Origin of the sequence: Luteimonas wenzhouensis, assembly GCF_007859305.1 — a bacterium.
Lineage (GTDB): Bacteria > Pseudomonadota > Gammaproteobacteria > Xanthomonadales > Xanthomonadaceae > Luteimonas > Luteimonas wenzhouensis.
In genome coordinates this window covers 43,161-67,796 of sequence record NZ_VOHE01000005.1, presented here as the reverse complement: position 1 = coordinate 67,796, position 24,636 = coordinate 43,161, and the positions used below count along the sequence as shown (strand labels likewise).

22 protein-coding genes and 1 pseudogene are annotated in these 24,636 nt (G+C 68.8%); 11 read left to right on the top strand and 12 right to left on the bottom strand.

The annotated features are described in order from the left end of the window. The first annotated feature begins 30 nt into the window (after positions 1–30). The 4 genes from queF to FQY79_RS15895 all read left to right on the top strand — a co-directional run bounded on the left by queF (position 31) and on the right by FQY79_RS15895 (position 2,189). Complete coding sequence (queF, locus tag FQY79_RS10535) at positions 31–843, top strand: NADPH-dependent 7-cyano-7-deazaguanine reductase QueF (protein WP_146312882.1); 813 nt, start codon at positions 31–33, stop codon at positions 841–843. Positions 844–927: 84 nt separating this feature from the next. Continuing rightward, positions 928–1,302, top strand: a complete 375-nt coding sequence (locus FQY79_RS10530; RefSeq protein WP_146312881.1) for a LysM peptidoglycan-binding domain-containing protein — start codon at positions 928–930, stop codon at positions 1,300–1,302. Positions 1,303–1,333: 31 nt separating this feature from the next. Then, positions 1,334–1,807 carry a hypothetical protein gene (locus tag FQY79_RS10525; protein ID WP_146312880.1) on the top strand — a complete coding sequence of 158 codons (474 nt, stop codon included), beginning with the start codon at positions 1,334–1,336 and terminating at the stop codon, positions 1,805–1,807. Between the two features lie 211 nt (positions 1,808–2,018). Continuing rightward, entirely contained in the window at positions 2,019–2,189 is a 171-nt protein-coding gene (locus FQY79_RS15895; RefSeq protein ID WP_425463205.1) for a FitA-like ribbon-helix-helix domain-containing protein, read from the top strand. A gap of 103 nt (positions 2,190–2,292) precedes the next feature. On the opposite strand, the pseudogene FQY79_RS10520 reads toward FQY79_RS15895, so the two are convergent. The 4 genes and pseudogenes from FQY79_RS10520 to FQY79_RS10505 form a co-directional block, all read right to left on the bottom strand. Beyond that, positions 2,293–2,536: pseudogene (locus FQY79_RS10520) on the bottom strand (IS5/IS1182 family transposase); the annotation flags it as partial. 58 nt (positions 2,537–2,594) lie between these two features. Next, the gene (locus tag FQY79_RS10515; protein WP_146312879.1) at positions 2,595–2,927 is read right to left on the bottom strand and encodes a hypothetical protein; all 333 of its coding nucleotides are present in this window, start codon (positions 2,925–2,927) and stop codon (positions 2,595–2,597) included. Further along, positions 2,924–3,328, bottom strand: a complete 405-nt coding sequence (locus FQY79_RS10510) for a hypothetical protein (RefSeq protein ID WP_146312878.1) — start codon at positions 3,326–3,328, stop codon at positions 2,924–2,926. Before FQY79_RS10510 ends, FQY79_RS10515 begins: the two co-directional genes overlap by 4 nt. Positions 3,329–3,338: 10 nt before the next feature. After that, complete coding sequence (locus tag FQY79_RS10505) at positions 3,339–7,631, bottom strand: RHS repeat-associated core domain-containing protein (protein WP_186759949.1); 4,293 nt, start codon at positions 7,629–7,631, stop codon at positions 3,339–3,341. Positions 7,632–8,299: 668 nt separating this feature from the next. Between FQY79_RS10505 and FQY79_RS10500 the strand changes: the two genes are divergently transcribed. Next, on the top strand, positions 8,300–8,752 hold the full coding sequence (locus tag FQY79_RS10500; RefSeq protein ID WP_146312876.1) for a helix-turn-helix domain-containing protein: 453 nt from the start codon (positions 8,300–8,302) through the stop codon (positions 8,750–8,752). A gap of 320 nt (positions 8,753–9,072) precedes the next feature. On the opposite strand, the gene FQY79_RS10495 is transcribed toward FQY79_RS10500, so the two are convergent. Then, a complete protein-coding gene (locus FQY79_RS10495) occupies positions 9,073–9,513 on the bottom strand; it encodes a type II restriction endonuclease (protein WP_222434277.1) in 441 nt (146 codons plus the stop codon). A gap of 227 nt (positions 9,514–9,740) precedes the next feature. Here FQY79_RS10495 and FQY79_RS10490 point away from each other — a divergent pair, with 227 nt between their 5' ends. The 5 genes from FQY79_RS10490 (at position 9,741) to FQY79_RS10470 (ending at position 15,282) form a co-directional block, all read left to right on the top strand. Further along, positions 9,741–11,963 (top strand): NADP-dependent isocitrate dehydrogenase, encoded by a 2,223-nt coding sequence (locus FQY79_RS10490; RefSeq protein ID WP_146312874.1) that lies wholly within the window; start codon positions 9,741–9,743, stop codon positions 11,961–11,963. Positions 11,964–12,037: 74 nt separating this feature from the next. Then, the gene (locus tag FQY79_RS10485; RefSeq protein WP_146312873.1) at positions 12,038–12,904 is read left to right on the top strand and encodes a class I SAM-dependent methyltransferase; all 867 of its coding nucleotides are present in this window, start codon (positions 12,038–12,040) and stop codon (positions 12,902–12,904) included. 197 nt (positions 12,905–13,101) lie between these two features. Next, positions 13,102–13,506: a PPC domain-containing protein gene (locus FQY79_RS10480; RefSeq protein ID WP_146312872.1), complete on the top strand. Its 405-nt coding sequence runs from the start codon at positions 13,102–13,104 to the stop codon at positions 13,504–13,506. Between the two features lie 13 nt (positions 13,507–13,519). Continuing rightward, positions 13,520–14,116, top strand: a complete 597-nt coding sequence (locus FQY79_RS10475) for a pseudouridine synthase (RefSeq protein WP_146312998.1) — start codon at positions 13,520–13,522, stop codon at positions 14,114–14,116. Positions 14,117–14,166: 50 nt separating this feature from the next. Continuing rightward, positions 14,167–15,282, top strand: a complete 1,116-nt coding sequence (locus FQY79_RS10470) for a hybrid sensor histidine kinase/response regulator (RefSeq protein WP_186759946.1) — start codon at positions 14,167–14,169, stop codon at positions 15,280–15,282. A 34-nt stretch (positions 15,283–15,316) separates the two neighbouring features. Here the strand turns inward: FQY79_RS10470 and FQY79_RS10465 are convergent, their stop codons facing one another. Next, a complete protein-coding gene (locus FQY79_RS10465) occupies positions 15,317–15,727 on the bottom strand; it encodes a hypothetical protein (RefSeq protein WP_146312870.1) in 411 nt (136 codons plus the stop codon). Positions 15,728–16,069: 342 nt separating this feature from the next. After that, positions 16,070–18,559, bottom strand: a complete 2,490-nt coding sequence (gene hrpB, locus FQY79_RS10460; protein ID WP_146312869.1) for an ATP-dependent helicase HrpB — start codon at positions 18,557–18,559, stop codon at positions 16,070–16,072. A 147-nt stretch (positions 18,560–18,706) separates the two neighbouring features. Between hrpB and FQY79_RS10455 the strand changes: the two genes are divergently transcribed. After that, positions 18,707–19,513 (top strand): TatD family hydrolase, encoded by an 807-nt coding sequence (locus FQY79_RS10455; RefSeq protein ID WP_146312868.1) that lies wholly within the window; start codon positions 18,707–18,709, stop codon positions 19,511–19,513. Between the two features lie 36 nt (positions 19,514–19,549). Here FQY79_RS10455 and FQY79_RS10450 read toward each other — a convergent pair whose 3' ends face one another. The 5 genes from FQY79_RS10450 to FQY79_RS10430 all read right to left on the bottom strand — a co-directional run bounded on the left by FQY79_RS10450 (position 19,550) and on the right by FQY79_RS10430 (position 24,535). After that, positions 19,550–20,071: a hypothetical protein gene (locus FQY79_RS10450; RefSeq protein ID WP_146312867.1), complete on the bottom strand. Its 522-nt coding sequence runs from the start codon at positions 20,069–20,071 to the stop codon at positions 19,550–19,552. A gap of 104 nt (positions 20,072–20,175) precedes the next feature. Further along, positions 20,176–21,735: an OmpA family protein gene (locus FQY79_RS10445; protein WP_222434276.1), complete on the bottom strand. Its 1,560-nt coding sequence runs from the start codon at positions 21,733–21,735 to the stop codon at positions 20,176–20,178. An 87-nt stretch (positions 21,736–21,822) separates the two neighbouring features. Further along, on the bottom strand, positions 21,823–22,758 hold the full coding sequence (panE, locus tag FQY79_RS10440; protein WP_146312996.1) for a 2-dehydropantoate 2-reductase: 936 nt from the start codon (positions 22,756–22,758) through the stop codon (positions 21,823–21,825). Beyond that, positions 22,758–23,573, bottom strand: a complete 816-nt coding sequence (locus FQY79_RS10435; RefSeq protein WP_027070772.1) for an ABC transporter permease — start codon at positions 23,571–23,573, stop codon at positions 22,758–22,760. Before FQY79_RS10435 ends, panE begins: the two co-directional genes overlap by 1 nt. Further along, positions 23,570–24,535 carry an ABC transporter ATP-binding protein gene (locus FQY79_RS10430; RefSeq protein WP_146312866.1) on the bottom strand — a complete coding sequence of 322 codons (966 nt, stop codon included), beginning with the start codon at positions 24,533–24,535 and terminating at the stop codon, positions 23,570–23,572. Before FQY79_RS10430 ends, FQY79_RS10435 begins: the two co-directional genes overlap by 4 nt. Positions 24,536–24,636: the final 101 nt, after the last annotated feature.

The window sequence follows — 24,636 nt, the reverse complement described above, 5'->3', positions numbered from 1 at the left end:
GGCGCGGCCGCGCGCGCCTAGAATGGCGCGATGTCCACGCCGGAAGATTCGCTGCTCGGCCGCGAGGTCGCCTATCCGCGCCGTTACGATCCGGCGCTGCTGTTCCCGATCGCGCGCGCCCCGGCGCGCGCGGCGCTGGGCCTCGGCGACGCGCTGCCGTTCGCCGGCCACGACCGCTGGCATGCCTACGAGCTGTCGTGGCTGGACGCGCGCGGCAAGCCGCAGGTCGCCACCGCCACCCTGCGCGTCCCCGCCTCTACCCCGCACCTGGTGGAGTCGAAGTCGCTCAAGCTCTACCTGAACTCGCTCAACGCCGAGCGGTTCGAGGCGCCGGAAGCCGTGCGCCGGCGCATCGCCGACGACCTGTCGCGCGCGACCGGCGGCCCGGTGGCGGTGGACTTCGGCCTGCCGCCGATGGGCGGCGACGACGGCGCGGCCTGCATCGACGCGCTGGAGGTGGACATCGACCGCTACGGCCCGCCCGACCCCGGCCTGCTCCGCGCCGATCCCGGCGACCAGGCCGACGAGGTGCTGCGCAGCCACCTGCTCAAGTCCAACTGCCCGGTCACCGGCCAGCCCGACTGGGCCACGATCGACATCGCCTACCGCGGCCCGCGCATCGACCGCGCCGCGCTGCTGCGCTACCTGGTGTCCTACCGCGAACACGCCGGCTTCCACGAACAGTGCGTGGAACAGGTGTTCATCGACCTGATGGCGCGGTGCGCGCCGCGATGGCTGTCGGTGGAAGCGCGCTACACCCGGCGCGGCGGGCTGGACATCAACCCCTGGCGCGCCACGCCGGGCTCCACCCCGCCGGCGCCGCGACGCGAACACCGGCAATAGCCGGACCGGCCGCCGCCATCGCGATGCGCCCTTAACGTCGCCCATGCCAACGTCGTGCCGCACCTGCCACGGGAGCGCAGCGCGATGAACAACGAACGAAAACCCGATTTCTCGCGGGTCCAGAGCGGCGCCAGCAGCCAGCCCGCGGATGACGGCAAGGCACCGCTGCAGGGCGGGCGCCCGGATTTTTCCAACGTGGTCAGCGGCGCCGACAGCGTGCCCGCCGGCCAGGGCGGCGCCGGCAGCATCGGCGCGCGCAGCTACACCATCGAAAAGGGCGACACGCTCTCGGCGATCGCCAGGCGCGTCTACGGCAAGGCCAGCTACTGGCAGCAGATCTTCAAAGCCAACCGCGCCACGCTCGACAACCCCGACCGCATCTTTCCCGGCCAGGTGATCACCCTGCCGGAGATCGAGGAAGACGGCGAAGGCCAGGGTCCGCCGCCCTCCGCGGCCTGACCGCGCCCACGCCCATCGAAGAGGACATCCCATGCGCCAGAACCGTTCCGTCCAGGCCCTGCTGGTTACCGTCGTCGCCGTCGCCGCGCTTGCCGGCTGCCGCAGGGAAGAGCCCGACCCCGTCGTGCCGCCGCCCACCGCCACCCAGCCCGCCACCACCGTGCCGGCACCGGTGCTGGCGCCGGCCTCCAGCACCGCGCCCCTCACCCTGGGCAACGCGATCGGCGCCGACAACCGCATCGCCACCCCGGTCAACGCCTTCTCCAGCGGCGACACCATCCATGCCTCGGTGGAAACCGACGGCGAGGCCCGCCGCCTGACCGCGCGCTGGACCCACCTGGACAGCGACCAGGTGGTGACCGAAGAACACAAGGACGTCGCCGCCGGCGCCCAGGTCACCCACTTCCACGTCAGCAACCCCGACGGCTGGCCGACCGGCCGCTACCAGGTCGAGATCAGCCAGGATGGCAACGTGATCAGCAGCAGCGAGTTCGAGGTGCGGTGACGCGGATCGCATCGCGCATCCGGAAGGCGCGGCGAAAGCCGCGCTTTTTCCTACTGCGCGCGCCGGCCATTCCTTCGCACTCATGCTGCGGACCAGCTTCGACCTTGGTTCCGTCGTTGCACGTGGCCTTTCCCCCGGCAAACCGCAATAGGCATCGCGTCGGCGGCCCCGGACGCTGCACAGGGATTGGAATACGATCGTTCGAGGTGCCATGCCGGAGGGCTCCATGTCCACGTTGACCATCCAGCATCTTGACGACGAAGTGATGGCACGGCTGCGCGCGCGGGCTGCCGCACACACTTCAATCGACGCTGCAAGAACCGACCGGTGCCAGCTCTTCCTCGCATGCGCGCGGAACACATCCCTAGCCTGCGCATCCTAGGCGGCAAGGCGGCTCATTCCGGTCATGGTCAGTCCGGCTCATCCCCGCATGCACGGCATACGACGCGCCGCCATGGTGCAGTCTTCAAGCAGTCGGCTCATCATCCCTTACGACGGCTCAGCAGTACCAGCTTCCTGCGTGCCACTTCCAGCAGCCGGCTGTCGGTCTGGTGGGAAACCGCCTTCTCCTGCACCGTCGTGTCCACGGCCACCCTCGACAGCTCCCGCGCATCGACTGCCTTCATCACCCGCGCCGCCGCAATGGTTTGCGTCAGCAGCTCTTCCCCGCCTCACCCAGCCGCTGGCGCCAACGCGTGAGAGCTTGGGGCGTCACGGCAGACACGTCTGGGATTACAGATCAATCAAGCTAATCGGATTTCCGCAAACATAGGCATATACCCAGGACCTACGATCCCCGTGAGCCGCCGCCATCAAGCTCGCCTTTGGCCGCTTCCTCAGGCTCGCCTTTTTGCTTCAGGCCGTCTTCCAGAACAGGCCGAACGGCGATCCACTTGTGCGCGTATTCCCCTCTGGGACCACGAGCTTGCAGCAACGGATGTTTCGCGGGCGGGGGATCAACTACGAACTGATACAGAAGGGGGCCAAAAAATGGCACAAGAAGCAGCGCACATCCTCCAATTTTTTCGGCAACCCCCTTGCCGCTTCGTAAAAGCCTGACCATAAGGATCAGACTGACCACCCAACCAAGAGCAAGCAATATGAGCATCACCTGGTTCATGATCTAGAGAATCCCTGGCTTACCCTTGAGAAAAAGGAAATGCCAATAAGAAAGCCGTCCCCGAGAGTCAGAAAATAGCCGAGCATTGCCTCATATCCGGATTGAACGGCAATCCCATTCACGGGAATCCAGAGCCCTCCCAACAGCAACAAAACTAGAAGGAAGTTACGCGCCCACCGCATGAAAAAGTACATGCCAGCATAAGTCACTAAGTACAGCGCAAAGATGAAATGGCTGGCTACATTCAATGCCTGCTCCCCCAGTATGGAATCCGCTCCATAGAAGAGCAATGCAGCTACAGACTGTTCACCGTACAGGCTCGCCCACGGAAAGAGAAACCAGAGCAACTGGCCGATCAGGAGAGCGACAACGCATGCTCGGTAAGCGATATCTAGTTTCACGCAGATCACCTTAGCTGGGAGGTGAAATCACTCGAACTTGTACTGGGCTGCAGGGACAGCTCTCCTGCCGCGGCGGATTTGACGGATTTGGACAATAATTCGACTCAGGGCAGGCGCACTGCATAACCTCCACGTTACAAAAATATGCGTCACAACTTTGCACTGTCACCCCGCCCCACGGCTCCGGTGCGTTCTCACCTGCTTCAAGGAGATCACGATTTCTCCCGATTTCTTGAAGCTGCAGCTGCCTGTAGATCCACCGCATCTGAGCTTGGGTCAAACCGGTTCCGCCATTCTGCTGTTGGAATCTATTCCATTGACTTCTAGGCCTACCAGGGCGCCCCCCTAGCAGGCCCAGCGGATCGATGAAGTTAACTGGGTTTCCTCCAACATAGGCATATGTATTCAGGCCGCCAGCCAAACCGATCGGATCGCTTTCCAAGTACCGTCCAGTTCGCGGGTTATAGGTCCGGTTGAGGTTATACCAGAGGCCAGTCTCTTGATCCCAGTATTGTCCAGGAAAGCCGAGGTTCAATCCCCCAACGCCGTCCAGAGTCACCTTCCGGTCGAATGCATAGTTGCTCGCGCGCCAGACGACGGCCTTCGCGCTGTTGGTCACGATCTCGGGCCTCCCCAAATGATCGCTATGGATCATCAGAAGCTCGTTGCCCTTCACGCGCGCCACGGGGACCCCGCCCATCCACACGTAGTGCGTCCAGCTACCACGATACTCGCCCAGCATCTGGGCACTTGGGCCGTAGGTGAACCAGTGATCGGGCCCGGTTCCGGTGCGTTTGTGCACCCGCTGGCCGAGTGCGTTGATCGCGTAGGTCGTGGTGGCGCCCCCTTTGGTCGCGGTGGCCATCCGGTTGAACGAGTTGTAGGTGTAACTCGAGCCTTCACCCGTCAGGGTGTTGCCGTTTGCGTCGTAGGTGTAGCTGGTTGCCCGTGAACCGGTGATGGCGCTCAACCGGTTACTGGCCGACGGCGTGACGTAGCTGTCGATCGCACCGTCCCAGGTGTGACTGGTCCGGTTGCCGTTAGGATCCCAGGCGAAGCTCTGGTTTGCTCCGCTCGCGATTACCGACACCAACCGCGACTGTGGATCGTAACTATAGGTCTGGTTCAACGCCGGATTAGCGTGGTTGCTGATTGCGGCAATCTCGTCGTGCGGCGTATAGGTGTAGTTGAGCTTCTGCAGGAAGGCGCTGCCGTTCTTCGTGTGGAGTTCGGTCAGCCGCCCGTCCAGATCGTAGATCGCCCCGTGGCTCAAGCCATTACCCCACGTCCAACTCTTCACCGAACCGAATGGCTCGTACTGCATGCCGGTGGCCACGTTACGGGCAACCCCGCCGATCGTTACCGTCATTGCAGAGAGCCTGCCGCTGGCGTAGCCGTAGCCGACTCCCACGCCTCCCGGATAGCCAATGCCGGACAGGCGGCCCAGGTTATCGTACGTGTACGCATAGCTGGCCGAACCACCCGCCGGCAAGGTGCTGGCCTGGCTGGCGAGCTGCCCGTGTGGCGTATAGGTGTAGCTTACGCTGCCGGTCGGATCATTCACACGACAAAGGCGGCCTATCCCATTGCTGCAGCTGTCATAGACAAAGGTCTGTGTTTGTCCCCCGGCAGTCGCACTGGTCATGCGCCCCAGGCCATCATAGCTGTAGCTCGTGGCGACACCATTCTGGCGAGTCATTCGGGTGCGCAGGCCACGCGCGTCATACTGGAAGTTGGTGGTGCCGGTGTCTGGACTGACAAGGCGCCACAGCTGGCCGAATCCGTCGTAGGTGTAGTTGGTTTGTCTGCCCCTTGGATCGGTGACGCGAACGATTCGATCCGCTTTGTCGTAGACGAAACTGGTGACGCGATTCCCCGGTGCGGTGCTCCTGACCAGTCTGTCCAATGCGTCGTAACTGAATGTCGTCGTCCGCACCCCGCCTGAGCTGCCCCGACTGAAGCTGGTCAGGTTGCTGTTGTGGTCATAGACGTAGGTTTCGAGCTGGCCGTTGTTGCCCCGACGTGCGCGGACACGATTCAACTCATCGTAATCGGCAAATGCCCGGTGCGTCATTGTCCCCGGCGGCGCCGCCATGATTCCGACGTCGTGCATCGTTTCGAACCCGAGGTCTACGTCGTCGGCGCACGCCTGTCCAAAGCAGGACACGGCGGCCGAGTTGGCGGACGACCCGCCAGGGATGGTGAACACTCCAGACCTGGTCAGCAGAAGGTTCATGCTCCCGGTGCCGACGGGAGAGATCCCGTGCACATAGATTGCCTTTCCACCATGCTGCTGTTGAACTGCATTGGTCAAAGGAATCATGAAGCGGTGTGCACTGCCTCTGGAATCACAGGCCGTGCCCACCGCACTCTCGCTGGCGACATTCGCAGTGTACGCTCCGACGTAGGTTCCTCCACTACCTGCCCTGTTACCCGCATACAGGTGCACGCTGACCGATTCATCCATGTATGAAGAGCAAGCCCAGCCACGAAGAGATTTTCCTCCGGAACCGTCGTCCACCACGCCATCGATGTAGCCGCGAATCGCGGTTCCCGGGACGTAAGCGTTCTCTGCGGTGTATGCCGCAGTCACATTCGATGCCGCATCGTAATCGTAGCTCTTGATTGCATACCGTCGCGTGCCGACGCGTTCTGACTGAACGACTACCCTGTGCGCGCTGTCGTACTGGTAAGCAACCGACTGCCCGTCGGGAGCAGTCACCCGACTCGGCAGGCCAAGCCCGTTGTACGCATAGTGAGTGTCAGCGGCGACGCCGTTGAAGCGCGTTCGCACACGTATCACCCGGCCGCGCGCGTCATATGTGTACTCCGTAACTTCGCCGTTTGGCCCCGTGATCTTCCCTGGTTGGCCCAAGCCGTTGTGGTTGCTGTAGGTTGTGACGGCTCCGGACGACTCCTGGATGGACGTCAGGTTCCCGAGCTGATCGTAGTTGACGGTCCGCGCGTGCGCGGAAGTGGTACTGGGACCGTAGCTCGACACTGATCTCAGTGGGCCCGCGAGGCGGGAGCCGTTCGGCTGTACCACGTCGTAGCCCGTGACGTGATGCCAGGTTTCAAGCACCTGGTTGACGGTGCCATTGCCTGACAGGTTCTGGACGGTTGTACGTGAGGGGCGTCGCAGGGCGTCGTAGTGGTAGGTGGTCTTGGAGACTCCGACCACTTCCTCGGTCATGATCTTGCCGAAGCCCCACCACTCGTACCTGACCGTCCGCGCATCCGCCGTGCCTTCACCGTCGATCCTTTCAAGCAGTTGGCCTTTGGCGTTGTAGCGGAAGTATGTCCGGTTCCCGTTGAAGTCCGACTCCATTGCCGGATAGCCGTTGGCATCGTACTCGACCAGGCTTCTCATGGTTCCAGGGCAGTAGGTGGTCGGGTTTCCGGTGACGGCTTCCAGCTTCCCATGCCGGAAGGTGTACGTAGTCGCCTTTCCGAGCGGATTAATAACATGGGTGTGCGACAGGCCGTTCGGGCCAGGCGTGTATGCGAAAGTGTGCTTCTCAGCTCCCATGTGCTCGGAACTGGTGGCCAAGCCATTCGCACTGTAGGTGAACTTGGAGTAACGGACACCGTTGAATGACTTGCCGGTGAGGGCGCCTGGGTGTCGCGCATCCTCGTAATGGTAAGTGATCGTGGTTGCCGGTGATCCGGGCTGCGAACTGGCCGCCAGCCGATGCAACCCTGTGCCGAACTGGTTTGCGTGGTACGAGAAGCCGTACTGATTCCCGGCCGGATCGCGCACGGCAGTCAGCTGCCCATTCGTCCACGTGAACTGGACGTACCGGCCGGACGTATGCGTCACGCGCTGGGGCCAGGTTCCGCTGTAGGTGTACTCCCAGCCCACGTTGTACTTCTTGACGCTGGTGATATGGCCCGACGCCGTGTAGATCTCGACGGTACTGTCCTCGGCCACGTGCATGAATGTCCCGTCGGCCCTCCTCTGTATCGTGGCAATCGGAGCCGGCTTGTCCTCATAGAAGATTCCGTCGGTACTGTTGCGGACAAACTTGATTGTCCTGCCGTCCGGACGCCACGCGTAGATGATCTGGCTTGTGCCAATCGCACAGGTGCCGCTTCCGGGCCGTGGATAACATGCATCGAGATTCGTGGTGCCGAACGTCAACTTGTAGTCGAAGTTGCTGATCCAGTGCTTGCCGAAGAGTCCTGCGCCTTTCCAAAGGTGGTTGTATGTGCGCTCAAGGCGAAGCGACGCTTGGCCGCTTGTTGCAAAGTCGAGCTCGGATTCGACCTTGTTGCCCGTCGCCAGTACAACCGGGTTCCCCATGGTTTTGGGTGCACCCAGCGGGCCAGATCCATCGCAGCTCGCTGATCCGGCATTTGTGTTTCCGATCGCAACGCCATGGTTCTGAATGATCCGAGGATCAGACAAACCGGGATCGTCTCTGTATCGAACGAATTCACAGGTTAGAGGCGGTGGTGCTCGTCGTGAAGAGCCGCCTTCTCGCGATGTACCCGTGTCTCCTGCCCTGATTGGCTCCGGGTCCCCCACGTCGACCGTCCCCGCGCCATACGAGCCTGCTCGGCACACGAAATAGCCAGCGTCAGCAGGAAGTGGAAGTAGCATAGCCACGGACCATGTCACCACGAAGAAAAGCAGCCTGATCTTCATCTCGTCCTTCCGCTGTGGTCAGCCCGCCGGCTGGCCGTCCATTCAATGAGTCGCAAGTTGAAAGTCGGGGCTTGCGTGCTGCGCTCGCTCCGCCCCAGAGCGATGCAACAGCCGTGAGTCGAGGTCAGTCGTTCCCCATCGGCTATGTACTGCCGATGTTCGGCGGTGACAAGCCGTCGGGGCGTTTGGACGAGCCCTCCCGTGGCGCTTAGCAGGAAGAACCCCAGTTGCGCTCAGGCAGTTGGGAACGCACGCCACCGAAAGTAGACAACTTGTGCCACTATTGGTGGCAGCCTAGGGCGGTGACATAAGGATGGGGGCTTATGGAGCTGGCGATACGGATTCGCAGGGCTAGAACGCGCAAGCAGTACTCCCAGCTGGAGCTGGCGTCGCTGCTCAATGTCGGTCGCAGCGCGGTGGCCAACTGGGAGTGTGGGGCCAAGATCCCAAGCAGCTTGCGTTTGCAACATATTGCGATGGTGACAGATGTATCGTTCGAATGGCTCGCCACCGGCCGGGGATCAGCCGAATTGGGCGATCAGTGGACGCCGGCGGCCGAAGGAATGATGGTGGATGACCCCGAGGAGATGCTGTTGCTGCAAAGATTCCGGGCGTGCAGCGCGGCGGATAAGCGCGCAGTTGTAAAGCTGCTTGCAGCGGTGACGAGGAAGAGAAGCGCGCACGTCTACATGGCGGCGGGCGCCGCAAGAGGGCTGGGGGTGCCGTTGAGGGTTGCGCATCCCACCGCCACAGAAGAGGATGAGGTCGCCGGTTGAACAGTCAACTGGTCTGTCCGGCGTTAGTTTTCGGCGCGCCTGCAGCGTATTAACTTCCGCTCTTGGCAAGTTTGTCGTTGAACTTTCACCTGCAGCTAGTACGACGCGTCGCTGGTGCCGCGTTTTTGGCACGGCGCCCCGACGGTGCAGCCTGGCCTCGGCCTTACGCAGGAAGCAAATGATCCGCGCTTCGGGAAGGCGCCTGCTCACGCCCGATCGTTTGGAATCGGATGCCAACTCGGCATGTATTCAGAGCAGGGGCACCAGTCCGCCTCACGTCTGCGCAGACCAACCTGGTTGCCTTGCCGGAATCGTGGGGGTCAGGGTTGTTGACGCGACAGGACAAGGTTCGTGAAGCCGCGCACATCCCACAGCCATCCACGCTGGGCGACGCTGTAGGTTTCGTGCAACACCCGGGGCAGCACGAGCTGCACGCTCTGGCTCTGCATTTCACCGGTCTGGTGTTCGCTGATCCCGGTTTCGAGCGTCAGAAGATGCTTGGTGCCGATCCGGTCTGCCTCCGGAAGGATCTGGCGCCAGCGGTCCTTGCACGTGCTCTTTACGCCTAGCATCGTCAGCCGGAGTGGGTCGAATGCAGGATCGCGGTACTGGGTGGCACCCGGAAACAAGAAGTCGGGCTTCGAGCGTCGCTCCGTGACCGCCGCGCGGCTGCAGCGGATGCCGAGGGCGCCGAACAGGGGCGCCAAATGGTTCTCCAATGCAAGGCCAACGCGGACGCCGGGATGCACGTCAAGCTTCACGCGCCGGACCCCGCCTGTTGGCCGAGCACGGCGGGAGCCTGCCGCATTCCGGATCGATTGCTCGTCGCCATCGGCGCCGTCCCGCATCCCGATGGATCTCATACGGGCGCTGCTTTGCCCGCCCCGCCCTGACGCGCGACAATGCGCGGGATCTGTCCCCCGCCGGTCGCTTCCCCCGGACCGCGCTGCAGCGCCCCCGCCCTTTCGACACGCAGGAACCCGCCTTCATGTCCGACACCCCCAAGATCATCTACACCCTCACCGACGAGGCGCCGTTCCTGGCCACGGCCTCGCTGCTGCCGATCGTGCAGGCGTTCGCGGGCGCCGCGGGGATCGCGGTGGAGACGCGCGACATTTCGCTGTCGGGGCGGATCCTGGCCCAGTTCCCGGACCTGCTGGGCGAGCGCGCGGTGGGCGACGACCTGGCCGAACTGGGCGAACTGGCCAAGACCCCGGAAGCCAACATCATCAAGCTGCCCAACATCAGCGCCTCGGTGCCGCAGCTCAAGGCCGCGATCCGCGAGCTGCAGGCGCAGGGCTACCCGCTGCCCGAGTATCCCGACGAGCCGAAGGACGAGGCCGAGCGTGACATCAGGGCGCGCTACGGCAAGGCGCTGGGCAGTGCGGTGAACCCGGTGCTGCGCGAGGGCAACTCCGACCGCCGCGCGCCGGCGGCGGTGAAGAACTACGCGCGCAAGCACCCGCACCGGATGGGCAAGTGGTCGCCCGATTCGAAGTCGCACGTCGCGCACATGGACGAGGGCGACTTCTACGGCAGCGAGCGGTCGGCGACGATGCCGGCCGGCGACGTCCTGTCGATCACCTTCCACGGCAACGACGGCAGCACGAAGGTGCTGAAGGACTCGCTGAAGGTGCAGGCCGGCGAGATCGTCGACGGCGCGCGCATGTCGCGCAAGGCGCTGGCGGCGTTCGTGGCGCGCCAGATCGAGGACGCGAAGGCGCAGGGCGTGCTGTTCTCGCTGCACCTGAAGGCAACCATGATGAAGGTCTCCGACCCGATCATGTTCGGCGTGGTGGTTGAGGAGTTCTACCGCCCGGTGCTGGAGAAGCACGCCGCGGCGCTGGCCGAGGCCGGCTTCAATCCGAACAACGGCATCGGCGACCTGTACGCGCGGATCCAGTCGCTGCCCGCGGCCACCCGCGAGGCGATCGAGGCCGACATCGCCGCGCTGTACGCGCAGCGCCCGGCGCTGGCGATGGTCAACTCCGACAAGGGCATCACCAACCTGCACGTGCCCAGCGACGTGATCGTCGACGCCTCGATGCCGGCGATGATCCGCGACTCGGGCGGCATGTGGAACGCGCAAGGCAAGCTGCAGGACGCCAAGGCGGTGATCCCCGATCGCTGCTACGCCGGCATCTACCAGGCGGTGATCGAGGACTGCAAGACCAATGGCGCGTTCGACCCGGCCACCATGGGCAGCGTGCCCAACGTCGGCCTGATGGCGCAGAAGGCCGAGGAATACGGCAGCCACGACAAGACCTTCCAGGCGCCGGGCGACGGCGTGATCCGGGTGACCAATTCCAGGGGCGAGACCGTGTTCGAGCATGCGGTCGAGGCCGGCGACATCTGGCGCGCCTGCCAGACCAAGGACGCGCCGATCCGCGACTGGGTCAAGCTCGCGGTCGACCGCGCCCACATCAGCAAGACGCCAGCGGTGTTCTGGCTCGATCCGGCGCGCGCGCACGACGCGCAGGTGATCGCCAAGGTCGAGACCTACCTCAAGGAGCACACCCTCGACGCGCTCGACATCCGCATCCTGCCGCCGGTGGAGGCGATGAAGTTCTCGCTCGAGCGCATCCGCAAGGGCCTGGACACCATCTCGGTCACCGGCAACGTGCTGCGCGACTACCTCACCGACCTGTTCCCGATCATGGAGCTGGGCACCAGCGCCAAGATGCTGTCGATCGTGCCGCTGATGGCCGGCGGCGGCCTGTTCGAGACCGGCGCCGGCGGCAGCGCGCCCAAGCACGTGCAGCAGTTCCTCGAGGAGAACTACCTGCGCTGGGATTCGCTGGGCGAGTTCCTGGCCCTGGGCGCCTCGCTCGAGCACATCAGCCAGCGCTGGCTGAACTCGGCCGCGCCGGTGCTGGCCCAGGCGCTGGACCAGGCCAACGGCCGGATCCTCGACGAGAACCGCTCGCCGGCGCGCCGGATCGGCGGGCTCGACAACCGCGGCAGCCATTTCTACCTCGCCCTGTACTGGGCCCAGGCGCTGGCCGCCCAGGACGAGCATGCGGGCCTGAAGGCGAAGTTCGCGCCGCTGGCCAAGGTGCTGTCGGAGAACGAGGAGCGGATCGTGGCCGAGCTCAACGGCGTGCAGGGCCGGCCGGTGGACATCGGCGGCTACTACCGCCCGGACATGGAAAAGGTGTCGGCGGCGATGCGCCCGAGCCGGCTGTTCAACGAGGCGCTGGCGGCGCTGTAGCCGCCCTGGGCATGCGCGCGCCGGCGCAGCGGCGTGCTAGGCTCGGCCGCACCTTCATGATGCGGCCCGAGACCATGATCCGACACCCGCTCTTCCGCGCCGGCCTGCTCGCCCTGGCCCTGGCGCCCGCCCTGTCCACTGCGCTGGCGGCCGAGCCGGCCGCCGCCGCGCAGGCCACCGCGTCCGCCGTCGATCCGGCGCTCGAAGCGGTGCTTGCCGGCGACTGGCGCAGCGAGGCCAACCGCGCCCGCGACCGGTACCGCCATCCGGCCCAGACGCTCGCGTTCTTCGGCCTCAAGCCCGACCAGACCGTGGTCGAGATCACCCCCGGCGGCGGCTGGTACGCCGAGATCCTCGCGCCGTACCTGCGCGAACACGGCCGCTACGTCGCCGCGGTGGTCGACCCGCAGGCGCTGCCCGAGGACCGCCGCGACTACCCGCAGCGGGCCAGGGCCGAACTGGAGGCCCTGTTCGCCGGCGCGCCGGCGCAGTTCGACCGTGCCGCCGTGGTCGCCTACGACCCGGCCGCGCCGAAGTTCGGCGAGCCCGGCTCGGCCGACCTGGTGGTGACCTTCCGCAACGTGCACAACTGGCGCGGCAGCGGCCAGGCGCACCGGATGTTCGAAGGCTTCTTCGAAGTGCTGCGCGAGGGCGGCGTGCTGGGCGTGGTCGAACACCGCGCCGCGGCCGACGTGGCCGAGGAGGACCGCAGCGGCTACGTCGGCCAGGACCAGGTGATCGCGCTGGCCGAGGCCGCCGGCTTCCGCCTCGACGCGACCAGCGAGGTCAACGCCAACCCGGCCGACACCAAGGACCACCCCAACGGCGTGTGGACCCTGTTCCCGGTGGGGCGCCACGATCCTGCCGACGCGGAGAAGTACCGCGCCGTCGGCGAGAGCGACCGCATGACCTTGCGCTTCGTGAAGCCCGCGCGCGAATAGCCGCCTCGACCGCACCACGCCGCGCGCGCGGGGCGCCTGCCAGGAGCCTTCCGGCCCCCCATCTGCACCGCGCGCGCGGACCGGCGCACCATCCGCCCCGCATCCCTCTAAGCTATGCCTCCCGGGCAACTCCCCGGGACCGTTGCCGCGCGGCGCACCGCGGCCACGCGCCATGCGCGCGCCTCACAGGATCCTCCATGCGCAAACCGCTCCTCGCCCTGTTGTTCGCCGCCCTGGCGCTGCCGGCCGTCGCGGCCGACGTCCTGGTACCCGGCCAGACCCGCCAGGCCCGGCTCGAATCCAGCGACCGCCCCGGCGACCGCGGCGGCCGCAGCCACGACTACCACCTGCGCCTGGAGCAGGGCCAGCTGGTGGCGATCGTGGTCCGCTCCACGGACTTCGACCCGGTGCTGATGGTGTTCCAGCCCGACGGCGAGCCGCTGGCCGAGAACGACGACCACGAGAACGCTTCCACCAACGCCGCGGTGGTGGTCACCGCGCCGGTCAGCGGCGACTACACGGTGCGGGTCAACTCGCTGCCGATCGGCGGGGACACCCTGGGCGACTACAGCGTGCGCGCGTTGGTCCTCGACGGGCACTGAGCGCGGCGTGGCGCTGGTCGCGCTCAACAAGCCGTACGGGGTGCTGTGCCAGTTCACCGACCGCAGCACCCCGCCGCGGCGCACCCTGGCCGAGTTCGGCCTGCCGCCGGACGTGTATCCGGCCGGGCGGCTCGACCACGACAGCGAGGGCCTGCTGCTGCTCACCGACGATGGCACGCTCGCCCACCGCATCACCGATCCGCGCCACAAACTGCCCAAGACCTACCTGGTGCAGGTGGAAGGCATGCCGACCCCCGCGCAGCTGCAGGCACTGCGCGAGGGCGTGCTGCTCAACGACGGACCCACCCGGCCGGCGCGGGTCGAGGCCATCGACCCGCCCGCGCTGTGGCCCCGCGATCCCCCCATCCGCCGGCGCCTGACCGTGCCCGACGCGTGGCTGCGGCTGCAGATCCACGAGGGCCGCAACCGGCAGGTGCGGCGCATGACCGCGGCGGTCGGGCTGCCCACCCTGCGCCTGGTGCGGATGGCGATCGGCGAGCACGCGCTCGACGGGCTGGCGCCGGGGCAATGGCGGTTGCTCGACGCCCGGCCCGGGCGGTCGGCGCGCAGCCGGCGCGGGCGGATTCCCGGCGGCAGGGGCGTCTGTTAACGTTCGGGCAACCCGCCGCGGTACGGAGCACCGCAGGAACGCCGGAACCCATGCCCAATACCAAAGCCAGCGCCGGCCGGGTCCTGGTCGTCGACGACCAGCCCTCCAACCTCCGCATCATCAGCGCCCTGCTGTCGCGCCAGGGCTATTCGGTGTACACCGCCGAGAGCGGCGAGGAAGCGCTGCAGCGCCTGGAGCAGCAGTCCTCCGACCTGGTGCTGCTGGACATGATGATGCCGGGCATGGACGGCTTCGAACTGCTCGACGAGATCCGCGCCAATCCGGCCTGGTCGGGGCTGCCGGTGGTGTTCCTCACCGCCGCCCACGACCGCGACCTGCTGCTGCGCGCGTTCGACTCGGGCGCGGTGGACTACGTCACCAAGCCGTTCATGCCGGAGGAACTGCTGGCGCGGGTGCAGGCGCACATCGGCCTCAAGCTCACCCGCGACCGGCTCGAGCGGGTGGCGCGCGAGCGCCAGGAACTGGTAAACCTGGTCGCGCACGACCTCAAGAACCCGCTCAGCAGCATCTTCTTCGCTAGCGACCTGCTGCTTACCGGGCAGACCCGCGCGGAGCGGGTCCCGCGCTACCTGCAGATGATCCGCGACAGCGCCGAGGACGCGCTGGGCTACATCCGCCGCTACCTCGAGACCCAGGCATCGGCGCGCTCGCAGGCCGCGCGCGAACCGGCCCGGGCGGCGCTGCCCGAGCTGGTGGAATGGCTGGAGCGGCGCTACGCACTGCAGCTCGAGGACCGCGGCGCGCGACTGCGCGTGCTGTCGGTGTCGGATGCGACGGTGGCGATCGATCCGCTGGTGCTGCGCCAGGTGTGCGAGAACCTGATCAGCAACGCGATCAAGTACGCGCCGGGCAGCGACATCGACCTGTCGGTGCAGCCCGGCGCGCCGGGCTACCAGCAGCTGCGGGTGGAGGATCGCGGGCCGGGGATCCCGGCGTCCAAGCAGTCGTCGCTGTTCACGCCGTTCTTCCGGGTCAACCCCAACGACGGGGGGAACGACGCGGTATCGAGCGGGCTCGGGCTGTCGCTGGCGCGCCAGATCGTGGGCGCGGTGGGCGGCGAACTGCGCTACGAGGACCGCGAGGGCGGCGGCGCGCGCTTCGTGCTGGAACTGCCCGAGGCGGCCGCCGCCGCGGCTTCGGGCTGAGGCCGGGCCGGCGCGGGCCGGCCCATGCCCGGTGTCATTCGTTGCCGGCGGGCGTGTCGGCCGTGGCCTGCCTGGCACGCGAGGACCGCCGCCGCACGCTGGTGCCGTCACCCGAAGGCGCGTCGCCCTTGCGCGACGCACGCCGCGCCTCGACCCGGCGCGCCTTGCCCTCGATCACCTGGCCGTCGCCATTGGCCTGTTGCTTGCGGCGGTAGCGATGGACCGCGTACCACGCCGCACCGATCCCGACCGCGGCCGCGGCCAGCACCGCCGGATTGCGGCGCAGGACACCGCCCACGGCACGCGAACCGGTTTTCGCCGCGCCCAGCGCCATGCCCGCCTGCAGCCATTTGCCGGCGCCGTCGGGCAGGGTGTGGCGGACGCTGTCGCCGACCTGGCCGACCAGGTCCATCATTTTTCCGGAGATCGAATCGAGTCTGCTCATGGGGGAATCCTGGGCGGGAAGCCGATAGTGGCACAGTCTGCGGCCGCCGCCGTCGCCGCGGCGTGATGCGCTGCGGCGCGACGATTTACCCCCTGCCCCCATCCCGGCCTTCCCCCGCAAGCGGGGGAAGGAGCAGGGACCGCACCACCATTGCACCTGACACCCCCTCCCCCGCTCGCGGGGGAGGGCCGGGGTGGGGGCCGCATCCATCGCTACGCCAGGTGTCCTCGCTGCGGAACCTGCCCCCATCCCAGCCTTCCCCCCCGCAAGCGGGGGAAGGAGCAGGGACCGCGCTTCCGTCGCACCGACATCCCTCCCCGCTTGCGGGGAAGGAACGCGCGGCTAGGTTCCACGCGGCTTCGCCCGATGGGTCGCGGTGGCGCTCCACGGATCTTCCGGCCACGGGTGCTTCGGATAGCGACCCTTCATTTCCTTGCGCACCTCCGGGTAGGTGCGGTCCCAGAACCCGCGCAGGTCGCGGGTCACCTGCAGCGGCCGGCCAGCCGGCGAGAGCAGGTGCAGGGTGAGCGGGACGCGACCGTCGGCGATGCGCGGGGTGTCGGCCAGACCGAACAGTTCCTGCAGCTTGACCGCGAGTACCGGCGGTTCCGGCGTGCCGTCGGCAGCAAGCGCGTAATCGATGCGACGCTCCATGCCCGAAGGCACGACGATCCGCACCGGCGCCAATGCATCCAGTTGCTGCCGCAGCGGCCAATCGAGCTGCGAACGCAGCGCCTCGCCCAAGGCTTCGGCCGACAGCGCATCGAGCCGGGTCGCGCCCTCGAACGGCGGCCGCAGCCACGCTTCGCGCGTGGCCAGCAGCGCCGCGTCCGACACGTCCGGCAGGCCCAGGTCCGGCATCCACGCGCGCAGCGACTGCACCCGCGCCTGCCACTGGCGCAGACCCTGCGTCCACGGCAGCGCGTCGAGCCCCAGCGCGGCGACCGCATCGGTCAGCGCCTGCGCCGCCAGCGCGGGATCCACCGATCCGGCCGGCCGCGCATCGAGCACGATGCCGTCGAAGCGGCGCACGCGCTCGGCCACCAGCGCGCGGCGTGCCTCGTCCCAGCGCACTTCGTCGCGCTCGATGAAGCGCTCGCCGAAGTCGCGCCGCAATCGCGCTTCGTCCACCGGCGCGGCGCGCAGCACCAGCGCGTCGCGCGCCTCGTGGCGCAGTTCGCTGGCCACGATCCAGGGCTCGCCGCGCAGCGCGCTGTCGTCGGCCAGCCGCGCCGTGCGGCCGTTGGCGAGCAGGTAGCGCTGCGGATCGCGCGGATGCACGCGGCCGATGCGGTCGGGGAAGGCGTGCGCGAGCAGGTCTCCGAGCGCGTGCGCGGGCGCCTCGCGCGGCGGCGCGTCGCGGGCGCCGAGGCGGCGCCGCCACTGCCGCGCGGCGGTATCGATCGCGGCGAGCGTGGCGCGGTGGGCGTCGGCATCGGTGCGGCCGGCGCGGAACGCGGCCAGCGCCGCCCAGCGCGCGCGCCAGCCGTCGTCGCGGCCGCGCAGCGGATCGCGCGCCTCGACCAGCGCGGCGAGGTCGCAGGCCAGCGCGCGCTCGTCGCCGTCGCGCGCGGCCAGCAGCATCGCCGCCAGCCGCGGATGGGTGCCGAGGGCGAGCATGCGCCGGCCGGTCGAAGTGATCCGGTGCTGATCGTCGAGCGCGCCCAGGCGCCGCAGCAGATCGCGCGCGGCCGCGAGCGCGCCCGGCGGCGGCGGATCGACGAAGCGCAACGCGGCGTCGCCCCAGGCGGCCAGTTCCAGCACCAGGCCGGCCAGTTCGACCTGCGCGATCTCGGGCCGGCGCTGCGGCTCCAGCCGCTGCGAGGCCGGCCACAGGCGGTAGGCCCAGCCTTCGGCAACGCGGCCGGCGCGGCCGGCACGCTGGTCGGCCGAGGCCTGCGCGATCGGCACCACGTCCAGGCGCGGGAAGCCACTGCCCGGGTCGTAGCGCGGCTCGCGCGCCAGGCCGCTGTCGATGACCACGCGCACGCCCGGCAGGGTCACGCTGGATTCGGCGACGTTGGTCGCCAGCACCACGCGGCGACGGCCGTCCGCGGCAGGGCGCAGGACCTGCGCCTGGCGCTCGACCGGCAGCTCGCCGTGCAGCTCCAGCACCTCGGCGTCCACCGCCGCGCCTTCCAGCGCCAGCGCCGCGCGCGCGATCTCGCGCCGGCCCGGCAGGAACACCAGCACGTCGCCCGGATGCCGCGCGAGCGCGTGCTCCACCGCGCGCCGCACCTGCGCCTCCAGCGCCTCGTCGCGGCGCGCCGGGAAGTGTTCGACCTGCACCGGATGGCTGCGGCCTTGGCTCGACAGCCGCGGCGCGTCGAGGAACGCGGCCAGCCGCTCGCCGTCGAGCGTGGCCGACATCACCACGATCCGCAGGTCCTCGCGCAGCGAGGCCTGCACGTCCAGCGCCAGCGCCAGGCCCAGGTCGGCCGACAGGTGGCGCTCGTGGAACTCGTCGAACAGCAGCGCGCCCACGCCCGGCAGCTCCGGGTCGTCCTGGATCATGCGGGTGAGGATGCCTTCGGTCACCACCTCGATCCGGGTCCGCGCCGACACCCGGTGCTCGAAGCGGATGCGGTAGCCGACGGTGCCGCCGACCTCCTCGCCCATCCGCGCGGCCATGAAGCCCGCGGCGCTGCGCGCGGCCACGCGCCGCGGCTCGAGCATCACGATCCGGCGCCCGGCCAGCCACGGTGCCTCGAGCAGCGCCGGCGGCACCGCGGTGGTCTTGCCGGCGCCGGGCGGCGCTTCGAGCACCAGCCGCGGATGCGCGGCCAGGCGGTCCCGGATCGCGGGCAGCAGTGGCGTGATCGGAAGATCCATGGATCGGCTTGGTCGCGGCCGCGCTGGTCGCGGCGGAGCGGGAGCGCCCATTATCCGGCGATCCGGCCGGGCGCGGCCGCGACCGTGCCGGGCCCGCCCCGCGGGGCGCCGGCTAGAATGCGCGGCCCGCAACCCGACATCCGTTCCATGCAGCTGATCGACATCGGCCTCAACCTCACCCACGACAGCTTCGACCATGACCGCGACGCCGTGCTCGAACGCGCGCGCGCGGCCGGCGTGGTGCGGATGGTGGTGACCGGGGCCAGCCGCGAGCATTCGCCCAGGGCGCTGGCGCTGGCGCGCGCGCATCCGGGCGTGCTGTTCGCGACCGCCGGCGTGCATCCGCACCACGCGGTGGAGTACACCGCCGAGTGCGACGCGCAGATGCGCGAACTGCACCGCCACCCGGAAGTGGTGGCGGTGGGCGAATGCGGCCTGGACTACTTCCGCGACTTCTCGCCGCGCCCGGCGCAGCGCAAGGCGTTCGAGCGCCAGCTGGAGATCGCCGTGGACACCGGCAAGCCGCTGTTCCTGCACCAGCGCGACGCGCACGCGGACTTCATGGCCATCATGCGGCAGTTCGAAGGCCGGATCGGGCCGGCGGTGGTGCACTGCTTCACCGGCAGCCGCGAGGAACTGTTCGACTACCTCGACCACGACTGGCACATCGGCATCACCGGCTGGCTGTGCGACGAGCGCCGCGGCCAGCACCTGCGCGGGATCGTCGGCCAGATCCCCGCCAACCGGCTGATGGTGGAGACCGACGCGCCCTACCTGCTGCCGCGCTCGCTGCGGCCGATGCCGAAGGACCGCCGCAACGAACCGGCGTTCCTGCCGCACATCGTCGAAGACCTGGCCCGCTGCCGCGGCGAGGATCCCGCGGTGACCGCGGCCGCGACCACCGCCACCGCCAGCGCGTTCTTCCGCCTGCCCTCCGGGCCCGCAGCCGGCTGATCCACCGGCCGCGGGGCGCGGCGAGGCGCGGCGGCGCTACTCGCGGACGAAACGCTGCACGATCGGGTCGTTCGATCCCGGGATCCGGATCCGGGTTTCGAGCGTATCGCCGCTGCAGCGGTATTCCTGGGCCAGCGCGCCGCCGCCCTGGGCGGGGATCGGCATCCGGGTGGCGCGCCCGTCGCCCGCCCGCACCTCGACGCTGCCGCCCGAATCGGCCTGCGACGGCTGCAGGACCAGAGTGCCATTGGCGCTGGTCCAGGTGCCGCTGGCGGCATGGGTGGCGGTGCCGCGGGCGCTGCGCCCGCCGAGGCTGGAACTGGCGTCGATCGTGGACCCGGCCCAATAGCGCCCGTCCGCATCCAGGCGCATGCTCGCGACCTGGTTGTGGACGGCGACCCGCAGGCCGCTGCCCTGGCGCGCGATCCATTCCGCCGCGCCGTTACCCACCGGCTTCCAGCGGCCGACCAGGCAGGCATCGCGCCCCGCCGCGGGCCCCGCACACGCGCCCGCCGCCAGCACCAGCACCAGCCCCAGCATTCCCGTGCGTCGTTGCATCGCTTCCTCCCTGTGGATGCGCCGGCCTCCCCGGCGCCTCGTACCCCCTTGGCAAACGGCAGCCGGGCCGGGCCACCGGACAGCGGCCCGCGTCCGGCGCGCGCTCAGCGCCTGACCAGCTCCACCCGGCGGTTGCGCGCCCGGCCCGCGTCGGTCGCGTTGTCGGCGACCGGCCGGTCGGCGCCGAAGCCCGCGGCCGAGAGCCGCGAAGCGGCGATGCCGCGCCCGACCAGTGCCGCTACCACCGAAGCCGCGCGGGCCCGGGACAGCGTGCGGTTGTGCTCGGCCGCGCCGGTGTCGTCGGTGTGGCCCTCGACCGCCAGCTGCAGGTCCGGCGCCTGCTGCAGCAGCGCCAGCACCTGTTCGATCTGCGGCTGCGACCCGGGCAGGATCCGGTCGCTGTCGACGGCAAAGTTCACCTCGATCGCAACCCGCCCGTCGGCGTCGAGCTGTCGCTTGAGCGCGTCGGCCGGCAGCAGCGCCGCGGTCTGCATGAACGCCTCGCGTTCCACCACCACCCAGCCGGCGCTGCCGTACTCGAGCCTGGCGTGGACCCAGGCCTCGCGTCCCGCGGGCAGCGGCACGCGGTACACCAGCGACTCGTAGTCGTGCCAGCTGTAGCCAGTGCCGTCGCTGAAGGTGCCCTTGAGGTCGGGCCCGTAGCGCTCGGAGGCCTCCTTCGGCATCCGGCCCTCGAATACCAGCTCGCCGCCGGCCTCGGCCATCATCGCCTGCAGGTTGCGCCGCACCTCGTGCATGGAACGGGCGCGCTTGCCCGCCATGACCTGCCCGGCCCAGGTGCGCCCCTCCACTTCCTCGAAGCCTTCGCCGGTCCAGAACGGATACATGTCGAAATCGCGCTGCCGCGGCCGGTTGCCCTCGTCGTAGCCCTCGGGCATCGACAGGTAGGGGAACTGGCCGGTCCAGCGCGCGGTGGCGGTGAACGGACGCTCCTCGACCACCACCAGCCCGGCGCGCGACCGGGTCGTGGCCAGCTGCACCCAGACGTTGCGGTCGGCCAGCCGCAGCACGTGCACGCTGGTGCGGGCGTCGCGGTCGAGGTTCACGCCGTCGATGAAGCCGCCGCCGATCTCCTCCTTCAGCTCCGGCCCGTAATAGATGCCACGCCGCAGCGGGCCCTCGAACACCTGCTGCGCACCGGCCTGCGCCAGCACCGCCTCGAGGTTGCGGCGCAGTTCGCGCTCGGAGAACTCCTTGTCGCGGCGGCGGTCGCGCGCGACCGCCAGCATGGCGTTCCAGCTCGCGCCCTCGACCCAGTGCACGCCATCGCCGAGCCGGAACGGGAAGCGCGCGTGGCGGCGCACGTGCGGACGGTTCTGCGCCGCGTAGCCTTCGGGCAGCGAGAAGAACGGCAGCTCGCCCAGCGTCGCCTGGCTTGGCGGCACCGCCGCGATGTCGAACCCGAGCAGCGGCACCGGCTGGCCGTCGGTGTCGTGGACGATGTCGGCCGGCGGCGACGGGGTCGCGGGATCGGGCGGCGGCTGGTTGGTGGCGTCGACCGCCGGGCCGGGCGCGGCGTCGGCCGCGCGTCGGGTGGCGTCGGTGGCGTTGGTGGCGTCGGTGTCGGTGGGGCCGGGCGCGGACCCGCCGCATGCGCACAACGCCAGCGCCAGCGCGATGGCCGGCAGTGCTCCCTTCTGCATCCGTTGCGGTCTCCGTTGGCGAACCGGCGCAGGGTACACCACGCGCGCGACCGGCCCGGCGCGGTGCGATGCGGTTCGCGCACGCGCTCAGTGCTGGCGGCGCGCCTGGTAGGCCTGCAGGTGCACCCAGGCCGCCTGCAGCAGCGGCGTGTCCAGACCGGCCGCACGCGCGCGGTGCCACATGTCGCCGACGATGTGCGCGGCCTCGACCGGGCCACCGGCTTCGAGGTCGCGCAGCATCGAGGCCTTCACCTGCGAAGCCGGATCGACCAGGCTGTCGCGGGCGATGGCGCGCGCCTTCTCCGGCACCCGATGGCCTTCGGCCGCGGCCACCGCCAGGCATTCGTCGTGCAGCGCGGCCATGAACGCCGCGCCGCCCTCGCAGGCCACGATCGCTCCCACGCCGTCGCGCATCAGGCAGGTGCCCGCGGCCAGCGTGGCGAGGAAGCTGAACTTGATCCACTGCTCGGTGGCGATGTCGTCGCTGGCGCGGTGGTCAAGGCCGGCGCGTGCGCACAGCGCGGCGAACGCGTCCACGCGCGCGCTGCGGCCGCCGTCGCGCTCGCCGAAGGTGATCGAGGCCGGCCGCCCCATGTGCACGATGCTGCCGTCCGCAGCCTTGGCCACGCTGATGAAGCACAGCCCGCCGAGCACGCGCTCGCGGCCGAAGCGCGCATCCAGTGCGGCGTAGTGCAGCAGCCCGTTGAGGATCGGCATCACCGTCGCGCCGGCGTCCACCGCCGGCGCCACGTCGGCGATCGCCGCTTCCAGGTCCCAGGCCTTGCAGCTCAGCACGACCAGGTCGAAGCGTTCGTCGCGCAGCACGCCGGGCAGCGCCTGGGCGGTGACCACGCGCACCGGCAGGTCGGCGTCGCCGAGCGCACTGCGGATGCGCAGGCCGTCGCGCGCCAGCTGCGCCGCGCGCGCCGGCCGGACCAGGAACGCGACGTCGGCGCCGGACTGCGCCAGGCGCCCGCCGAAGTATCCGCCGGTCCCCCCGGCGCCGAGCACCAGCACCCGCATCAGCTGCGCAGCCCCACGCCGCGGCGCAGCAGCCACAGCGACAGCGCGCCGAGCACGGCGACGAAGGCCAGCATCAGCGCGTAGGCGATCCACAGCGGCACGTCCGAGGTGCCCAGCAGGCCGTAGCGGAACGCGTTGACCATGTAGAAGATCGGGTTGAAATGCGTGGCCGTCTCGGCCCAGCCCGGCAGCAGCTTGACCGAATAGAACACGCCGCCCAGGTAGGTCAGCGGGGTCAGGATGAAGGTGGGCACGATCGCCACGTCGTCGAACTTCTTCGCGTAGACCGCGTTGACGAAGCCGGCCAGCGAGAAGATCGTCGAACCCAGCAGGACGGTGGTCAGGGTCACCAGCGGGTGCGGGATGCGCACCGTGGTGAAGCACATCGCGATCCCGAGCACGATCACGCCCACCATCAGCCCGCGCAGCACCGCGCCGGCCACGTAGCCGCCCAGAATCACCCAGTTGGGCATCGGGCTGACCAGCAGCTCCTCGATGTGGCGCCCGAACTTGGCGCCGAAGAAGCTGGAGGAGATGTTGCCGTAGCTGTTCTGGATCACGCTCATCATCACCAGGCCGGGGACGATGAACTCCATGTAGCTGTAGCCGCCCATCTGCCCGATGCGCGAGCCGATCAGGCCGCCGAAGATCAGGAAGTACAGGGTCATCGTGATCGCCGGCGGCACCAGGGTCTGGCCCCAGATGCGCAGGATGCGCGCGATCTCGCGCCGGGTGATCGTGTACAGCGCGACCCAGTGCAGGCGCGCGCCCGGCGGCGCGGCCACGATGCCGGAATGCGGATCGACCCGGCTCATGCGGCCTGCTCCCGGTCGCGGGCGCTGCCGGTCAGGCGCACGAACAGCTCCTCGAGCCGGTTCGACTTGGTGCGCATCGAACGCACCCGGATCCCGGCCGCGTCGAACGCCGCGAACACCCGGTTGAGGTCCATCGCCCGCGGCATGTCGAGGTCGAGGGTGTGGTCGTCGCGCGCGGCCAGGGCGGCGCCCTCGATCGCCGGCAGCGTGGCCGGCAGCGCGCCCTCGACATCGAACAGGAACCCCTCGACGTCGAGCTTGGCCAGCAGCGCGCGCATCGGACCCTGCTCGACGATGGTGCCGCGGTCGATGATCGCCAGGTTGCGGCACAGCGACTCGGCTTCCTCGAGGTAGTGGGTGGTGAGGATGATGGTGGTGCCGGCGGCGTTGATCTCGCGCAGCACCCGCCACATGTCGCGGCGGATCTCGATGTCGACGCCGGCGGTGGGTTCGTCCAGGATCAGCAGCCGCGGCCGGGTCATCATCGCCCGCGCGATCATCAGCCGGCGCTTCATGCCGCCCGAGAGCGTGCGGCTCATCAGCCGCGCCTTGTCCCAGAGGAAGGCGCGGCGCAGCTCCTGCTCAGCGCGCGCCAGCGCCTCGGCGCGCGGCACCCCGTAGAAGCCGGCGTAGTTGACCAGGATGTCGAGCGGTTTCTCGAACATGTTGAAGTTGATCTCCTGGGGCACCAGGCCGATCTGGCGCATGGCCGCGCCGCGATCGGCCTCCAGGTCAATGCCGAACACCGACACCTGGCCGGAGGTCTTGTTGACCAGCGAGGAGATGATGCCGATCAGGGTGCTCTTTCCGGCGCCGTTGGGGCCGAGCAGGGCGTAGAAGTCGCCCGGTTCGACGTCCAGCGACACGCCGCGCAGCGCCTGCACGCCGTTGTCGTAGGTCTTGCAGAGGTCGCGTATCCGCAGCGCCGGAGCGCCGGGGCCCGCGTCTGGATGGATGGTCATCGGGATCGTCACGGAACATGGCCGCGCGGCTCGCGGCAAGCCACTAGTATAGGTGGCCGACTGGCCCACTTCCGGGCCACACCGTCCCGGATCCGTGGCGC